Source organism: Sphingomonas sp. PWP1-2, from assembly GCF_049898305.1.
Lineage (GTDB): Bacteria > Pseudomonadota > Alphaproteobacteria > Sphingomonadales > Sphingomonadaceae > Sphingomonas > Sphingomonas glacialis.
Window position 1 is genome coordinate 550,141 of sequence record NZ_JAFCXM010000001.1, and the last position, 15,109, is coordinate 565,249.

Consider the following 15,109-nt stretch of genomic DNA (forward strand, 5'->3'; position numbering starts at 1 on the left):
GCACGCGTCCGCGGCGGCGCGCTTACAACCGCGGCAGCGTGACCCCGCGCTGTCCCATATATTTGCCCGCGCGGTCGGCATAGCTCGTCTCACACGGCTCGTTGCCTTCGAGGAAGAGGAACTGACACGCGCCTTCATTGGCGTAGATCTTGGCGGGCAGGGGGGTGGTGTTCGAGAATTCGAGCGTGACATGCCCCTCCCAGCCGGGCTCGAGCGGGGTGACATTGACGATGATCCCGCAGCGCGCATAGGTCGACTTGCCGAGGCAGATCACCAGCACGTCGCGCGGAACGCGGAAATACTCGACCGTGCGCGCCAGCGCGAAGCTGTTGGGCGGGATGATGCAGCAATCGGTCTTGCGGTCGACGAAGCTGTTGGCGGCGAAGTCCTTGGGGTCGACGATCACGCTGTCGATGTTGGTGAAGACCTTGAACTCGTCCGACACGCGCGCGTCATAGCCGTAGGACGACAGGCCGTAGCTGATGCAGCCGTCGCGCTTCTGGCCGTCGACGAACGGCTCGATCATCCCGGTGGTCAGCGCCTGCTCGCGAATCCAGCGGTCGGACATGATCGACATGTAAAGGCTCCCTGTTGGTTGCCGCCAGCCTGTCGCCGGAAATGCGGGGACGGGCAAGGCGCTATTGCGTGGACTATGGTGTGCTGGCATAATAATACACATACGGGGAGATAGATCGATGCGTCGATGGCATAGGCTTTTCAATCGCGGGCTTGTGCTGGCCGGGGTCGGGCTGGGCACCGTGGTGCTCGCGCCCGAGGTGCTGGCCTTCCCGCATCGCCAGATCATCGGCGATACCGTCGTCTATTCCGAACGGGCGCTGCCGGCGACGATGCCGCAGCTTCTGGCGCAATCCGACGCGCTGCTGCGCAAGAGCGCGATCTTCGGGTCGGGCTATGGTCGGCGCATCTTCCTGACCGATGGCGGCTGGCGCTGGCGGGCGCTCGCCTTGCAGACGTCGGGTGCGTTCGCGCTCTCGCGCGGGTTTGGCGAGACGATCGTCGTCAACCGCAGCGATGCCGCGCGCGACGTGGTTTTCAACGGCGGGGCGATCGCGGGACAGCGCAGCCTGTCGGGCGTGATCGCGCACGAGCGCACCCACGGGCTGATCCGCGCGCGCTACGGCGTCGCCGCCGATGTCGTCTATCCAGCGTGGCTGCGCGAGGGATATTGCGATCTGGTGGCGGGCGGGGGGAGCCTGTCGGACCGAGATGCGGCGTTGCTCAAGGCGGAGCATCGCAGCGTTCCGGCGCTGCGCTATTATGACGGGCGCAAGCGGGTGGAGGCAGCGTTGCGCGCGAACGGCGGGTCGGTCGATGCGCTGTTCGCTCGGGCATCGAAGGTGGACTGACGCGACGCTCCCCGGCGAAGGCCGGGGCCCAGATGCGGGCGTTGCAGGGGTGGCGTCGCGTTCGACTACCGAACGCTCGCGACTGGGCCCCGGCCTTCGCCGGGGAGCGGCAACCTCGCGATTACGCTTTCGGCCCCAACCCCAGATCCGCCGGTCCGAAAGCATGCGGCAGCAATTCGCTCAGCAGATAGCGCTCGACCGCGTCGCCCTCGGCCGCGCCGCACCACACGACGACATCGCGCCCGCCGATCTGCGCGGCTTCGTTGATCACCTGGCGGCAGCGGCCGCACGGGCCGACCGGCGCGGTTCCCGTCGGACGCCCCTCGGCATCCATCGCGCCGCCGATCACGCCGATCTCGACCACGTCGCGGAAATCGCCCGCGCTGTTGACCGTCGCGAGCGCGACCGTTTCGGCGCAGAGCGACAGGCCATAGCTCGCATTCTCGAAATTCGCGCCGGTCACGATCCGCCCATCGGAGAGCAGCACCGCCGCGCCGACCGCGAAGCGCGAATAGGGGGCGTGTGCGTTCAACGCGGCGGCGCGCGCTGCGGTGATCAAGGTCTCTTGCATCGTCATGGTGCCACTACATCCCAATGGACCGGCCCATCGACTCCGTCGATGCGCCGCATGTCGCTTGCCTGCCACATCCGCCAGCGCCTTGCCGGATAATCGGGCGGGAAGAAATCCTGCATCGCCCACACCGGGCGCGCAATCGCCAGCGTCACGCCGTAGGCCGCGTCGAAGCGCTTGCTGACCTTGATCAGCAGCGGCTTGCCGGTATGCGATTCGACCATCGTGATGAAGCGCCGAAGCTCGTCGAGCACGATCGGCGCGGTCGGCCGCGCGGTGCAATCGTCGCTGAAATCGAGCTCGAGCGCGGTGGGGAGCGCGCCATCGTCGCGCGCGACGATCGTGTTGAAGGCGTTGGCCTGGTCGGCGGCGAGGCGGCACAGCGAATAGGCATGGCTCGCGCCGCGGCGCATTCCCGTCTCGGCGACCGCCGCCCAGTTCGCCTCGAAGCGCGGGTCGCGCTGATCGGCGGCGGTTGCGCGGACATAGGCGAAATCGGCGCCGCCGCGCTTGACGGCAAACCAGTCGATCTCGCCATTGGCGGCAGACACGTCGAGCCCCTGGAACGCGAAGCGGTCGGTGGGCCGCCAGCTCAGCGCGAGCACCCAGAGAATGATGGCAGCAAGGGCAAGTACGCCGGCGATCGTGGCGTACAGCCCGACCCGGATGCCCCACAGGCGATATTTTACCACGATAGTCCCGTTCGGGCGGTCAGCCCTTGATATGAAGTACGCAGATCAGCGTGAACAGCCGGCGGGCGGTGTCGAAGTCGATCTCGATCTTGCCCTCCAGCCGCTCCTTGAGCAGCTCCGCCGCTTCGTTGTGGATGCCGCGCCGCGCCATGTCCACCGTCTCGATCTGCGCCGGTGTCGCGTTTCGGATCGCCTGGTAATAGCTGTCGCAGATCGCGAAATAGTCTTTGATCGGGCGGCGGAAGCGCCCCATGCCGAGAACATAGGTCTCGAGATGGCTGTCGTCCGCGCGGTGGATCGCGATGCCGAGCCGGCCTTCCTCGACGCTGAGCGCGATCCGGTAGGGGCCGGCATAGCCATCGGGATACGCCCTTTGCGGCGCGAAATGGTTGCCCTCGATCAGATCGAAGATCGCGATGCGGCGTTCCTGCTCGATATCGGCCGACCGCCACAGGATCGTGCGTTCGTCGAGGGTCACGGCAATGATGCGCGGATCGGCCATGATTACGCCGTAGCGGGGGCGGGGCCAGGGGACAACATCCGCCCACGGGATTCACACCCGGGTGAGCGCAATCCGCTTGAGTGGGCAGGCGGCGAGTGGGATGAGAGCGCCATGGCCACAGCATTCCTCCCCACACCGCCCGTTCCCGAAACCGTATCGCTACCACAGAACGTCGAAGCCGAAGCCGCGATGCTCGGCGCGATGATGATCGACAACCGCCTCGCCGACGATCTGATCGACCGGCTCGACGCGGAACACTTTTTCGAGCCGCTCCACGGCCGCATCTTCAGCGCGATCAAGACGCTGCGCGGCAACGACATGCTCGCGAGCCCCGTCACGCTGCGCCCGATGTTCGAACAGGACGCCGGGATGCGCGAACTGGGCGGCCCCGCCTATCTCGCGCAGCTCACCGGCTCGGGCGCGGGGCTGATCGGCGCGCGGCAGTTCGCCAAGCAGATCTACGATCTCGCGATGCTGCGTACGCTGGTGACGGTCGGCCGCGGCCTCGTCGATCGCGCGATGGATACGTCGGAAGAGGTCAACCCGCGCGCGCAGATCGAAGCGGCCGAGGAGGAACTCTACAAGGTCGCGTCGGACGGCGCGACCGAGAGCCAGACCAAGAGCTTCCTGCAGGCCGCCAAGACGACGCTCAAGATGGCCGAGGTGGCGCTCAATTCGGGCGGGCATATCTCGGGCATCACGACGGGAATCGAGAGCATCAACACCAAGATCGGCGGCATGCACCGCTCCGACTTGATGATCCTCGCCGGGCGTCCGGGCATGGGCAAGACCTCGCTCGCCACCAACATCGCATTCAACGCGGCGCAGCGCTGGATGCGCGACATGGCCGACGGGATCGACCCCGAGCGCTCGCTCGGCGCGAAGGTCGCGTTCTTCAGCCTGGAAATGTCGGCGGATCAGCTGGCGGGGCGCGTGCTGTCGGAGCAGGCGCGAATCAATTCGGACGTGTTGCGTTCGGGCAAGATCAGCCGGCATGAGTTCCAGGCGCTCGCGACGACCGCGGCCGAGCTCGAGAATCTGCCGCTGTTCATCGATGATACCGCCAACCTCTCGATCGCCTCGCTCCACACGCGGGCGCGGCGATTGCAGCGGCGGCACAACAACCAGCTCGGGCTGATCATCGTCGATTACCTCCAGCTGCTGTCGGGCTCGGCGAAGAGTTCGGGCGACGGGCGTGTGCAGGAAATCTCGGAGATCAGCCGTGGCCTCAAGGGCGTCGCGAAGGATCTCAACGTGCCGGTGATGGCGCTGTCGCAGCTCAGCCGCGCGGTCGAGCAGCGCGAGGACAAGCGCCCGCTGCTGTCGGATCTGCGCGAATCGGGATCGATCGAGCAGGACGCCGACATGGTGATGTTCGTCTATCGCGAGGATTATTATCTCAACATGGCGCAGCCCGAGATCCCGAGCGCGAACAGCCCGGCGGGCGTGCAGGACAAGCATGCGCAATGGTCCGAGCATCTCTCGCGCGTCGATGGCCTAGCGGAACTCATCATCGCCAAGCAGCGTCACGGCTCGACCGGCAAGGTGATGCTCAAGTTCGAGCCGCACATCACGCGCTTCAGCGACGTCGTGGTCGGTGGCGGCGGCTATTGAGGCTGCGCGGTTGAAGACGCTCGTCGATTCGAACGCGGTACTGGCCGCGGGGCTGCCGCTGATCCGTACGCAGTTCGGCGTGCCCGAGTCGTTTCCGCCGCAGGTGCTCGCGGCAGCGGAGGAAGCCGCCAAGCGCGTGCCGAGCGCGCATGTCGATCGGACGGCCATGCCCTTCGTCACGCTCGACCCGGCGAGTTCGACCGATCTCGATCAGGCGTTCGCGATCGAGCGGAGCGGGGCGGACCTGTTGCTCCACTATGCGATCGCCGACGTGGCGTGGTTCGTCGACGATGGCGGGGTGATCGACGCCGAGGCGTGGAAGCGCGGCACGACGCTGTATCTCCCCGACGGCAAGGCGGGACTCTATCCGCCGGTGCTCGCCGAGGGCGCGGCGAGCCTCTTGCCGAGCGGACCGCGGCCGGCGGTGGTGTTTACGGTGCGCGTTGCGCCCGATGGGACTCCGACACTCGACGGGGCCGAGCGCGCGATCATTCGCAGTCGAGCGAAGCTTGCGTATGACAGCGTGACCGAGGCCGATCTCCCGCCCGATTTCGCCGAACTCGCCAACCGCATCGCCGCTGCGGAGGATGCGCGCGGCGCGAGTCGCGTCGATCCGCCACAGCAGGATGTGATTGCTGACGGGAAGGGCGGGTATCGGCTGGCGTTCGAACCACGGTTGGTTTCCGAGGACCGCAACGCCGCGCTGTCGCTCGCGACCAACCTTGCGGTCGCTGCGCTGTTGCACGCGCACCATACTGGGCTGTTCCGCGTGATGGCCGGGCCGGACGATCGCGCAGTGCAACGGCTGCGCAATGTCGCGCTGGGGCTTGGGTTGGAGTGGCCGGCCGCGCTGACGCTTCCGCAGTTCGTCGCGACGCTGTCTGCCGCCGAACCGGCGCAAGCCGCCTTCATGATTGCCGAGCGCCGCAGCGGGGGAGGGGCGACCTATACGCCGTACCGCGACGGCGTGGTCCCGTGGCACGCGGCGATGGCGGCGACCTATGCGCATGCGACGGCGCCGCTGCGCCGGCTGGCGGATCGCTATGTCGTGCGCGCCGCGCTGGCGATCGCCAACGGACAGCCAGTTCCCGAGGTGGTGACGCAGGCGTTCGAGACGCTCCCGCCGGTGATGGCGCGCGCCGATGCGATCGGCGGGCGGATCGACCGTGCGGTGATCGACCTGGCCGAGACGGCGGTGCTGCAGGGGCGCGAGGGCGAGATCTTCTCCGCGGTGATCGTAGACGCGGATGCGCACGGCGCGCGGGTTCAGTTGTGCGATCTTGCGGTGCTGACGAGCGTCAAGACCGAGGGCAAGCCGGGTGAGACGATCTCGGTACGGCTGGTGACGGCGGACACGGCGGCGCGGACTTTGCAGTTCGAACGGGTTTCTTGAGGAAGATCTTTCACGCAAAGGCGCGAAGGCACGAAGAAAAGGCAGAAGATTCGTTCGCGCAGAGGCGCGGAGGACGCGGAGGCGGTGCGTTTGCCGCGGAGCGGCCTTCGTAAATTCGGGCTACGAAAGGGCGAGATGCCCGTGCCGAGTGCGCTGCCTCTCTGCGTCCTCCGCGCCTCTGCGCGAACAAACCCTTCTTCGCGCCTTCGCGTCTTCGCGTGACTCCTAAAAAACCGGCTCCTCGCCCGGCTTCTCGGGCACGTGGATCCCGCACTCGACCTTCTCCCACCCGCGCCAGCGGCCCGAGCGCGGGTCTTCGCCCGGCAACACCTTGCTCGTGCACGGCGCACAGCCGATCGAGGGATAGCCTTCGGCTTCGAGCGGGTGGCGCGGGAGCTTGTGCTCCTCGAAATAGGCGTCGAGCTTGGCCTTGTCCCACGCCGCGAGCGGATTAAGCTTCAACCGACCCTCATCCTCCTCGAAGCGCGGCATCGCCTGGCGCGTGCCCGCCTGGAAGCCCTTGCGGCCCGAAATCCACGCGTCGAACGGCGCCAAAGCCCGCCGCAGCGGCTCGACCTTGCGCAGGTCGCAGCAGCCGTCGGGGTCGTAATTCCAGCGCAAGCCCGTCGCATCCTTCGCCGCGAGCAGCCGCGGATCGGGGCGAAACACGCGCAGGTCGGTGAAGCCGAGCGTCTCGGAAAGTTCGTCGCGATACGCGAGCGTCGCACCGAAAATCTTTTGCGTGTTGAGGAAGATGACCGGAATGTCCTTGTCGACCTGCGAGATCAAGTGGAGCAGGACCGCGCTCTCCGCGCCGAACGACGAAACCGCCGCGACGCGCCCCTTCAATTCGCCCGTCAGCAACTCGCCGAGCATGTCGCGCGTGTCGACGCCGTCGAAACGCGCCTCCATCGCCGCGGCATCGGCGGGCGAGAAGGGCGCGACGTCGATCAGGTCGAGCTTGCGCAGTGCGTTACCCATGCCGCCGCGCCCAGATCGGCACACGCCCGTCGGCGGCCTTCTGATAGACGTTCTCGTAGCGCTTGAGCGACGCCTCGAGCGTTGCCGGGTCGATTTCCGATTCGGGCGCGAAGCTGTCGAAGCCGCAGCGTTGCATCAGCGGCATCTGGTCGACCAGTACATCGCCCTGCGCGCGCAATTCGCCGGTATAACCCGCCTCGCGCAAAATTCGCGCCGACGAATAGCCCCGCCCGTCGCGGAAGCTCGGGAAGCTCACCTCGATCAGCGCGATCCGGTCGAGATACGGCAGCAGCGCGCGCGCGTCATCGCCCGCCTCGAGCCGCACCGCGGTCGCGTTGGTCTGCGAGTCGAGAAATGCGTCGAGCGTCACGGCAGGCTCGTCGAAACTCGCGTCGCCCCGGCGCAGGCCGGGGCCACCCTGAGGCTTGGCCTGCGCGTCCAACGCAGCGGCCCCGGCCTGCGCCGGGGCGACGGTGACGGGCTTATCCATAAAGCGCTTCCTTGAACGGCTCCATGCCGATGCGGCGATAGGTATCGAGGAAGCGTTCGCCGCCCTCGCGCTGCGCCAGATAGACGGTGGTGACCTTTTCGACGGCGTCGACCACGCCGTCCTCGTCGAACCCCGGGCCGGTGATCTTGGCGAGGCTCACGTCCTCCGCGCCCGATCCGCCGAGCGAGAGCTGGTAATTTTCGACGCCCTTCTTGTCGACGCCGAGAATGCCGATGTGCCCGGCATGGTGATGCCCGCAGGCATTGATGCAGCCGCTGATCTTGACCTTCAACTCGCCGATGTCGCGCTGGCGGGCGGGATCGGCGAAACGCTCGGTGATCTTCTGCGCGAGCGGGATCGAGCGCGCATTGGCGAGGCTGCAATAATCGAGCCCGGGGCAGGCGATGATGTCGCTGATCAGGTCAAGATTGGCGGGCGCGAGGCCGGCCGCGTCGAGCTGCTGCCAGATCGTGTAGAGATCGGCCTTGCGGACGTGCGGCAGGACGATGTTCTGCGCATGCGTCACGCGCAGTTCGTCGAAACTATAGCGCTCGGCGAGATCGGCCATGAGGTCGATCTGCTCGGCGGTCGCGTCGCCGGGGATGCCGCCGGTCGGCTTGAGGCTGATCGTGACGATCGCATAGCCCGGCTGCTTGTGCTCGGCGGTGTTCTGGTCGACCCAGACCGCGAAATCGGGGTCGCTGCGGTCGATCGCGTCCGCTGCATCCGCTTCGTACGCGGGGGGTGCGAAGAAGGCAGTGATCCGGTCGAACTCGGCCTTGGGCGGATCGAGCCCGAGCGCCTTGACCGCGACGAACTCCTCCTCGACCTGGCGGCGATATTCGTCGGGGCCGATCTCGTGGAGCAGGATCTTGATCCGCGCCTTGTAGATATTGTCGCGCCGGCCGTAGCGATTGTAGACGCGCAGGCACGCCTCGAGATAGCTCAGCAGATCGTCGCTGCCGACGAAATCGCGGATCTCATGGCTGATCATCGGCGTGCGGCCCATGCCGCCACCAACGAAGATCTTGCCGCCGAGCTCGCCGTCACGGCGGACCATCTGGATGCCGATGTCGTGCAGCCGCATCGCCGCGCGATCCTCGTCGGCACCGATCACCGCGATCTTGAACTTGCGCGGCAAATAGGTGAATTCGGGGTGGAAGGTGCTCCACTGGCGCAGCAGCTCGGCCCACACGCGCGGATCGGTCACTTCGTCCGCAGCGGCGCCGGCGTACTGGTCCGACGAGATGTTGCGAATGCAATTGCCGCTCGTCTGGATCGCATGCATCTCGACCGTCGCGAGCTCGGCGAGGATGTCGGGCGCGTCCTCGAGCTTGATCCAGTTGAACTGGAGGTTCTGCCGTGTCGTGAAATGGCCATAGCCGCGATCGTACTTGCGCGCGACATGGGCCAGCATGTGCATCTGGCGGCTGTCGAGCGTGCCATACGGGATCGCGACGCGCAGCATATAGGCGTGGAGCTGCAGATAGAGCCCGTTCATCAGCCGGAGCGGCTTGAACTGGTCCTCGGTGATCTGGCCCGCAAGCCGGCGCTTCACCTGGTCGCGGAATTCCTCGACGCGGGTGTCGACCATCTGCTGGTCGTATTGGTCGTATTTGTACATCTCAGATTACCCAGCTTCCAGCCATCGGATCGGCCGGCTTCAACGTCAGATCGGCGCGCACCGTAGGACCGAGCGCGCGGATGCGGTCCTTGATGTGCGCGGGGCGGGGGCCGTCGGCGGTGAGCGTCGCGTCGATCACATAGGGGACGTTGACGCGGCGCGCGCCCTGCTCGGCATGCGCGATGCTCTCGCCCTGGTCGGCGACGTCGCACGCATCCTCGATATGGCGCGACCAGCCCGAGCCGGTCCACCACACCACGTCGCCTGTCGGCAAATCATTCCCGGTCAACACTTTCACGCAACGGACTCCGCAATCTTGGCCCAGGCGCCGAGCTTATCCTCGGCGTCGGACAATTCGACGACTTCGCCGACGACGATGATCGCCGGGCTCGCCACTGTCTCGCGCGCGACCATCTGGCCGAGATCGGCGAGCAACGTCCGGATCGCGCGCGCGCCGCTGAGCGTCCCGCGCTCGAGCACCGCGACGGGCATTTCGGGGGCAACGCCATCGCGCATCAATTTGTCGGCGATGTCGTCGGCAGTGGCCACGCCCATATAGATGACGAGCGTCCGGCCCTTGCCTGCCAATCCCGACCAGTCCTGGTCGGACAGCCCCTTGCACTGGCCCGCGACGAAGCTGACCGCGCTCGCATGGTCGCGGTGGGTGAGCGGCAGCATCGCCTCCGCCGCGCAGCCGAGTGCGGCCGAGACGCCGGGGATCACCTCGACCGGCAGGCCGGCGGCGCGCACGGCTTCGACTTCCTCGCCGCCGCGCCCGAAGATGAACGAGTCGCCGCCCTTCAGCCGCACGACGACCGCGCCGGCCTTCGCCTGCGCGACGATGAGCGCGTTGATCGCCTCTTGCGGCAGCGTGTGGCGCGCGCGCCGCTTGGCGACCGAGATGCGCTGCGCGCTGGCGGGCGCGAGGTCGAGCACGCGCGGATCGATCAGCCCGTCATGCACCACGACATCGGCTTGGCTAAGTGCGGCAACCGCGCGAACGGTCAGCAAACCCGGGTCGCCGGGACCGGCGCCAACCAGGATAACGCGCCCGCGCGCGGTAGGATCGAGCAATATGGCCATCGTTGTCAGATGGGCTGGACCAGCGCGCGCTTCAATTCAAGCTTGCTTGGGGGCGGGGTAGCCAAACTTTTGCCGACCTCTCCGCTGGGGGATCACGCTTTGTCGTGCAACTCCTTGACGCGCCGCGCGAGTTTGGCGGCTTCGTCGATCAGCATCGCGGCGACTTCGGGCTCGCGTTCGCGGATCGCGATGGCCAGGCAGTTGTCCGACTCGAGTTTCAGTTTGCGCGCGCGGGGAGTGGGGCCATCGGCCACTTTGTCGTGTTTCACGCCAGGCCCAAAGCATTGGAACGCCTACGGTTCCACGGCTTTGCGACCAAAGGTGCCGCTCAGGCCAGCAACGCCCCGATTTCCGCGGCGAAGCGTTCGAACAGCGCCGCTATGGCCGGGGTCCCGATCGATCGGGGCTGCGGATCGATCGCGCACAGCGTCCCGAAGAATGTGCCATCGGGCAGGCGAATCGGGAACGAGATATAGCTCTCGAACCCGTAGAGCATCGGCGTCGGATGCGTCCGCCAATCGGGATTGCCCGACACCGTGTCGATGATCACGGCGCGCCCGCTTCCCCGGATCTCGTCGCAGATCGTGGTCTTCAGCGCGAGTTCCTCGCCCGCTTCGAGCCCGAACTCGATCCGGTCGACGACTTGGCAGGCGATCCACTGGGTATCGGTGACGCGCGCGACGGCGGCGAAGCCCATCGTGGTGATGTCGCAGATCCGCTCCAGCATCGCTGTGACCGCGGGATCCGCCCGCAACCGTTCGACGCGGAATGCGTCTTCACCCATCGCGTAACCCCACCCCGATGCTCGCGCGCGCCTGATCGGCTTCGCTCGATACCACAGGGTAGGCGCAATAGTCCGCCGCGTAATAGGCACTCGGACGGTGGTTGCCCGACCAGCCGATGCCGCCGAATGGCGCCTTGGACGAGGCGCCGTTGGTCGGCTTGTTCCAGTTGACGATCCCGGCGCGCGCATTCGCCCAGAACTGGTCGTACAGCGCCGGGTCCTGGCTGAGCAGCGAGGCCGACAGGCCATAGCGCGTGTTGTTCGCCTCGGTGATCGCATCTTCGAAACTGGTCTTGCGGATGACCTGGAGGATCGGCCCGAACAGCTCGATATCGGGCCGGTCGTTCATCTCGGTCGTGTCGATCAGCGCGGGGCGCAGGAAGGGGCGGTTGGCGATCGGCCGTTCGAGATGCTGGATCGGGCGACCGCCGCGCATCATCAGCTCGAGGAAGCTTTCGGACAGCAGGTCGGCGCTGTCATTGTCGATCACCGGGCCCATGAACGGTGCGGGATTGGCATGTGGCTCGTCGACGATGATCCGCTTCATCAGCTTGGTCACCTCGGCCATCAGCGGATCGTAGAGCTTCTGGTCGACGATCAGCCGGCGCGCGGCGGTGCAGCGCTGGCCTGCCGAAGTGAACGCCGATTGGACGACGACGACCGCGGCGGCGTGGAGATCGGGCGAATCCCACACGATGATCGGGTTGTTGCCGCCCATTTCGAGCGCGAGGATCTTCTCGGGGCGTGTCGCAAACGCGCGGTTGAGCGCGATGCCGGTGTGCGCCGAACCAGTGAAGAGCAGCCCGTCGATCCCGTCATGCGCGGCGAGCGCCTTGCCCTCGGCCGCGCCGCCGATCAGCAGGCGCAGGCAGCCCTCGGGAATCCCGCCGGCATGGAAGCAGCCGACGAGGAATTCGCCGGTCGCGGGGGTCTTTTCCGACGGCTTGAACACCACCGCATTGCCCGCCAGCAGCGCGGGGATGATGTGCCCGTTGGGCAGATGCGCCGGGAAATTGTACGGCCCGAGCACCGCGAGTACGCCGTGCGGCTTGTGGCGCAGCGCCATGCGGCTGCCCATCTGCGCCTCGAGCCGGCGCTGCGGGGTGCGTTCGGCATAAGCCGTCACTGAGATATCGACCTTGGCGATGACCGAATCGACCTCGGTATGCGCTTCCCACAGCGGCTTGCCGGTTTCGCGCGCGATGATGTCGGCAAAGGCGTCGGCGCGGGCGCGCACGACATTGGCGACGCGGCGCAGCGCCTCGACGCGATAGGCGAGCGGTTGCGCCGCCCAGCCAGCCCAGCTGGCGCGCGCGGCGGCGACTTCGGCATCGACATCGCCGATCGCGCCGCGCCAGAGCTCGGCGCCGGTGGCGGGTTCGTAGGAAAGGAGTTCTGACGACATTTATTGGGTCTTTGCCTGAGATTGGGATGGGAATCTACTCTTCTCCCGCTCCCCTTGTGGGAGAGGGAAGGGGCACGATCGCTTAGCGAGTGGGAAGGGTGAGGGGGACGTCGATGGCGCGGCCGCCGCCACACCCCCTCACCCTTCCGCGCCTGCGGGGCTCCCTCGCTCTCCCACAGGGGGAGAGGGGTTAGGCCAGCTCTTCGCCCATAGTGCGGATCTGCGTGATCTTGGCGTCGAACGGCGCCCAGTCGTCGCGCTGGTCGATCGCCGCCCAGATCGCCTCGACCTCGTCGATCAGCATCGCGCACGGCTCGCTCTGCCAATAGGCATGATCGCGCGCTTTGCGGGGCGCATACGGCTCGAGCGCCGCGCGCAGCTCGGCAAACGCCTCGCCTTGAGGGGCGACGCCGCCGAACGCGTCGAAATAGAAGCGGTCGATCCCCAGGCCGCTCGTGCGCAACCCGCGCTCGATCGTCTGGACGAGCGCACGGTCGCTCGTCGGATCGCGCGGCACGACGCCGAGCCGCCACAGGATCGCCGCCGAGACGGCACTCTGATAGCGCTCGGCAAAGGTATCGAGCACCGCGATCAGCGGCTCGGCCTCGACCAAAGCCCGCAACGAGATCGCGAGTTGCGTCGCGTTCCAATGGATCGCCTCGGGCTGGCGGCCGAAGGCGTAGAGCCCGGCATGGTCGAAATAGGCGGCGGTGAACGCGGGGTCCCAGGTTGGCGCGAAACGCCAAGGGCCGTAGTCGAAGCTCTCGCCCGTCACATTGATGTTGTCGGTGTTGAGCACGCCGTGGACGAAGCCCGCCGCCATATAGCTGGCGGCAAGCGTCGCGGTGCGATCGACCACCAGATCGAGCAAGCGGACTGGCGCATCTCCGCCCGGCTCCTCGCCATAGAGGTTGCGCAGCACATAGCCGACGAGCCGCTCCATCGCTTCGGCATTGCGCAGATAGGCGAGCCGCTGGAACGTGCCGATGCGGATATGCCCGTGGCTGAGCCGCACCATCACCGCCGAGCGGGTCGGGGAGGGCTCGTCACCGCGCTCGAGCGCTTCGCCGGTCTCGATCAGCGAGAAGGTGCGCGAGGTATTGACGCCGAGCGCCTGCAGCATCTCGGTTGCGAGCACTTCGCGCATTCCGCCCTTGAGCGTAAGGCGTCCGTCGCCGAAGCGGCTCCACGGCGTCGTGCCCGAGCCCTTGGTGCCGAGGTCCATCAGCCGCCCATGATCGTCGCGTAGCTGCGCGAAGAGAAAGCCGCGGCCATCGCCGATCTCGGGATTGTAGTTGCGGAACTGGTGGCCGTGATAGCGCAGCGCGAGCGGCTGCTCGAGGCTGCCGGGGAGCGGATCGAACCGCCCGAAATGCCGCAGCCAGTCGGCGTCGCTCACGGTATCGAGCCCGACCTCGGCGGCGGCGCAATCGTTGCGGAAACGCAGCAGCGTCTGCGGAAAGGCGGCTGCGGCGACCGGATCGTAGAAACCGTCGCCCAGTTGGTGGATGGTCGTTTCGGGCCGAGAGTCTTGCGGGGGGATGCTCATGCGTGGATATGGAGGGCGCCGACCGCCGGACGCAACCCCGTGAAATTGGCCCCAGGCTCAGGACCAGACCATGTCGTCTTATGAAAATCGATATTGGTGGTCGAAGGACGGCGTCCGGCTGCATTGCCGCGATTATCCGGGGCCAGCCGATCGCCCGCCGATCCTCTGTCTGCCCGGCCTGACGCGCAACGCGCGCGATTATGACGCGCTCGCGCGTCGGCTGTCGCCGCAGTGGCGCGTGATCGCGATCGATCTGCGCGGGCGCGGTGAGAGCGGCTATGCCAAGGATCCGATGAGCTATGTCCCGCTCAGCTACGTCCAGGATGTCGAGGCGCTGCTCGGCGAGCTCGGTGTCGATCGCTACGTCGCGTTCGGCACGTCGCTCGGCGGGATCGTGTCGATGCTGCTCGCCGGTACCGGGCATGAGAGTGTCGCGGGCGTGCTGCTCAACGATGTCGGGCCCGACATCATGGCCGAGGGCTTGTCGCGGATCCGCGGCTATGTCGGCAAGTCGAACACCTGGCCGACCTGGCTCCACGCCGCGCGCGCGGTCGCCGAGGCGAATGGCGACGTCTATACCGGCTTCACGCTCGAGGATTGGCTGGAAATGGCCAAGCGGTTGTACCGGCTCAACAGCGCGGGGCGGATCGTGCTCGATTACGACATGAAGATCGCCGAGCCGTTCCGCGTTCCTGGCAACGAAGCCGGCCCCGACATGTGGCGCGCGCTCGCGGTGCTGAAGGACGTGCCGACGCTGATCGTGCGCGGCGCCGCGTCGGACGTGCTCTCCGCGGCGACCGCAGAGAAAATGGTCGCGGCGCTCGACCATGGCGAGCTTGTCACGATCGACCAAGTCGGCCATGCGCCGAGCTTGAGCGAACCCGCCGCGGTGGCGGGAATCGATCGTCTATTGTCTCGGATCGCGATCTAGTTTCCTCCCCTCCCTGGAAGGGAGGGGCTGGGGGTGGGGCGGCCTGAAGAGAGCGCCGCCGCCGCCGTGGGCCGACCCACCCCCGACCCCTCCCTTCCAGGGGGCGTAGAAGAAGCGGAACCG

The 15,109-nt window shown here is 66.9% G+C and carries 17 protein-coding genes; 4 read left to right on the top strand and 13 right to left on the bottom strand.

The window, feature by feature from the left end; genetic code table 11:
- Window positions 1-22 precede the first annotated feature (22 nt).
- Window positions 23-577, bottom strand: a complete 555-nt coding sequence (gene dcd, locus ACP7C5_RS02685; RefSeq protein WP_189675407.1) for a dCTP deaminase — start codon at window positions 575-577, stop codon at window positions 23-25.
- A 118-nt stretch (window positions 578-695) separates the two neighbouring features.
- Between dcd and ACP7C5_RS02690 the strand changes: the two genes are divergently transcribed.
- Window positions 696-1,367, top strand: coding sequence for a hypothetical protein (locus ACP7C5_RS02690; protein WP_426263093.1), 672 nt, complete (start codon window positions 696-698; stop codon window positions 1,365-1,367).
- Window positions 1,368-1,488: 121 nt separating this feature from the next.
- Here the strand turns inward: ACP7C5_RS02690 and ACP7C5_RS02695 are convergent, their stop codons facing one another.
- From ACP7C5_RS02695 to ACP7C5_RS02705, 3 genes are read right to left on the bottom strand one after another with little or no spacing between them, the layout of a single operon-like run.
- Window positions 1,489-1,944, bottom strand: coding sequence for a cytidine deaminase (locus tag ACP7C5_RS02695; RefSeq protein WP_426263094.1), 456 nt, complete (start codon window positions 1,942-1,944; stop codon window positions 1,489-1,491).
- Window positions 1,941-2,630, bottom strand: a complete 690-nt coding sequence (locus ACP7C5_RS02700) for a GH25 family lysozyme (protein ID WP_426263095.1) — start codon at window positions 2,628-2,630, stop codon at window positions 1,941-1,943. Before ACP7C5_RS02700 ends, ACP7C5_RS02695 begins: the two co-directional genes overlap by 4 nt.
- A 19-nt stretch (window positions 2,631-2,649) precedes the next feature.
- Window positions 2,650-3,132: a UPF0262 family protein gene (locus ACP7C5_RS02705; RefSeq protein WP_133189815.1), complete on the bottom strand. Its 483-nt coding sequence runs from the start codon at window positions 3,130-3,132 to the stop codon at window positions 2,650-2,652.
- Between the two features lie 111 nt (window positions 3,133-3,243).
- Between ACP7C5_RS02705 and ACP7C5_RS02710 the strand changes: the two genes are divergently transcribed.
- Entirely contained in the window at window positions 3,244-4,746 is a 1,503-nt protein-coding gene (locus tag ACP7C5_RS02710; RefSeq protein ID WP_133189813.1) for a replicative DNA helicase, read from the top strand.
- Between the two features lie 10 nt (window positions 4,747-4,756).
- The gene (locus ACP7C5_RS02715) at window positions 4,757-6,139 is read left to right on the top strand and encodes an RNB domain-containing ribonuclease (RefSeq protein WP_426263096.1); all 1,383 of its coding nucleotides are present in this window, start codon (window positions 4,757-4,759) and stop codon (window positions 6,137-6,139) included.
- Between the two features lie 225 nt (window positions 6,140-6,364).
- On the opposite strand, the gene ACP7C5_RS02720 is transcribed toward ACP7C5_RS02715, so the two are convergent.
- The 9 genes from ACP7C5_RS02720 to ACP7C5_RS02760 form a co-directional block, all read right to left on the bottom strand.
- Window positions 6,365-7,120, bottom strand: a complete 756-nt coding sequence (locus ACP7C5_RS02720; RefSeq protein ID WP_426263097.1) for a phosphoadenylyl-sulfate reductase — start codon at window positions 7,118-7,120, stop codon at window positions 6,365-6,367.
- Window positions 7,113-7,610, bottom strand: a complete 498-nt coding sequence (locus tag ACP7C5_RS02725) for a DUF934 domain-containing protein (RefSeq protein ID WP_426263098.1) — start codon at window positions 7,608-7,610, stop codon at window positions 7,113-7,115. The genes ACP7C5_RS02720 and ACP7C5_RS02725 overlap by 8 nt, the downstream gene beginning before the upstream one ends.
- Window positions 7,603-9,234: a nitrite/sulfite reductase gene (locus ACP7C5_RS02730; protein ID WP_426263099.1), complete on the bottom strand. Its 1,632-nt coding sequence runs from the start codon at window positions 9,232-9,234 to the stop codon at window positions 7,603-7,605. Before ACP7C5_RS02730 ends, ACP7C5_RS02725 begins: the two co-directional genes overlap by 8 nt.
- Before the next feature lies 1 nt (window position 9,235).
- Window positions 9,236-9,532, bottom strand: a complete 297-nt coding sequence (locus ACP7C5_RS02735) for a DUF2849 domain-containing protein (RefSeq protein ID WP_426263100.1) — start codon at window positions 9,530-9,532, stop codon at window positions 9,236-9,238.
- On the bottom strand, window positions 9,529-10,317 hold the full coding sequence (gene cobA / locus ACP7C5_RS02740) for a uroporphyrinogen-III C-methyltransferase (RefSeq protein ID WP_426263101.1): 789 nt from the start codon (window positions 10,315-10,317) through the stop codon (window positions 9,529-9,531). The genes ACP7C5_RS02735 and cobA overlap by 4 nt, the downstream gene beginning before the upstream one ends.
- Before the next feature lie 92 nt (window positions 10,318-10,409).
- Window positions 10,410-10,571, bottom strand: a complete 162-nt coding sequence (locus tag ACP7C5_RS02745) for a hypothetical protein (RefSeq protein WP_189675398.1) — start codon at window positions 10,569-10,571, stop codon at window positions 10,410-10,412.
- A 74-nt stretch (window positions 10,572-10,645) separates the two neighbouring features.
- Window positions 10,646-11,101 (bottom strand): GAF domain-containing protein, encoded by a 456-nt coding sequence (locus ACP7C5_RS02750; protein ID WP_322160293.1) that lies wholly within the window; start codon window positions 11,099-11,101, stop codon window positions 10,646-10,648.
- Window positions 11,094-12,506, bottom strand: coding sequence for a succinylglutamate-semialdehyde dehydrogenase (gene astD / locus ACP7C5_RS02755; protein WP_133189799.1), 1,413 nt, complete (start codon window positions 12,504-12,506; stop codon window positions 11,094-11,096). Before astD ends, ACP7C5_RS02750 begins: the two co-directional genes overlap by 8 nt.
- Before the next feature lie 190 nt (window positions 12,507-12,696).
- Window positions 12,697-14,055: a protein adenylyltransferase SelO gene (locus ACP7C5_RS02760; RefSeq protein WP_426263102.1), complete on the bottom strand. Its 1,359-nt coding sequence runs from the start codon at window positions 14,053-14,055 to the stop codon at window positions 12,697-12,699.
- A 70-nt stretch (window positions 14,056-14,125) separates the two neighbouring features.
- On the opposite strand from ACP7C5_RS02760, the gene ACP7C5_RS02765 reads away from it, so the two are divergent.
- Window positions 14,126-14,986 (top strand): alpha/beta fold hydrolase, encoded by an 861-nt coding sequence (locus ACP7C5_RS02765; RefSeq protein ID WP_426263103.1) that lies wholly within the window; start codon window positions 14,126-14,128, stop codon window positions 14,984-14,986.
- Window positions 14,987-15,109 lie beyond the last annotated feature (123 nt).

Bases quoted from the DNA above. Each gene is read 5' to 3' on its own strand.
- ACP7C5_RS02760 (WP_426263102.1), bottom strand. From the start codon at position 14,055: ATGAGCATCCCCCCGCAAGACTCTCGGCCCGAAACGACCATCCACCAA.
- ACP7C5_RS02695 (WP_426263094.1), bottom strand. From the start codon at position 1,944: ATGACGATGCAAGAGACCTTGATCACCGCAGCGCGCGCCGCCGCGTTG.
- dcd (WP_189675407.1), bottom strand. From the start codon at position 577: ATGTCGATCATGTCCGACCGCTGGATTCGCGAGCAGGCGCTGACCACC.
- ACP7C5_RS02725 (WP_426263098.1), bottom strand. From the start codon at position 7,610: ATGGATAAGCCCGTCACCGTCGCCCCGGCGCAGGCCGGGGCCGCTGCG.
- ACP7C5_RS02690 (WP_426263093.1), top strand. From the start codon at position 696: ATGCGTCGATGGCATAGGCTTTTCAATCGCGGGCTTGTGCTGGCCGGG.
- ACP7C5_RS02730 (WP_426263099.1), bottom strand. From the start codon at position 9,234: ATGTACAAATACGACCAATACGACCAGCAGATGGTCGACACCCGCGTC.
- ACP7C5_RS02710 (WP_133189813.1), top strand. From the start codon at position 3,244: ATGGCCACAGCATTCCTCCCCACACCGCCCGTTCCCGAAACCGTATCG.
- ACP7C5_RS02750 (WP_322160293.1), bottom strand. From the start codon at position 11,101: ATGGGTGAAGACGCATTCCGCGTCGAACGGTTGCGGGCGGATCCCGCG.
- ACP7C5_RS02765 (WP_426263103.1), top strand. From the start codon at position 14,126: ATGTCGTCTTATGAAAATCGATATTGGTGGTCGAAGGACGGCGTCCGG.
- ACP7C5_RS02705 (WP_133189815.1), bottom strand. From the start codon at position 3,132: ATGGCCGATCCGCGCATCATTGCCGTGACCCTCGACGAACGCACGATC.
- astD (WP_133189799.1), bottom strand. From the start codon at position 12,506: ATGTCGTCAGAACTCCTTTCCTACGAACCCGCCACCGGCGCCGAGCTC.
- cobA (WP_426263101.1), bottom strand. From the start codon at position 10,317: ATGGCCATATTGCTCGATCCTACCGCGCGCGGGCGCGTTATCCTGGTT.
- ACP7C5_RS02720 (WP_426263097.1), bottom strand. From the start codon at position 7,120: ATGGGTAACGCACTGCGCAAGCTCGACCTGATCGACGTCGCGCCCTTC.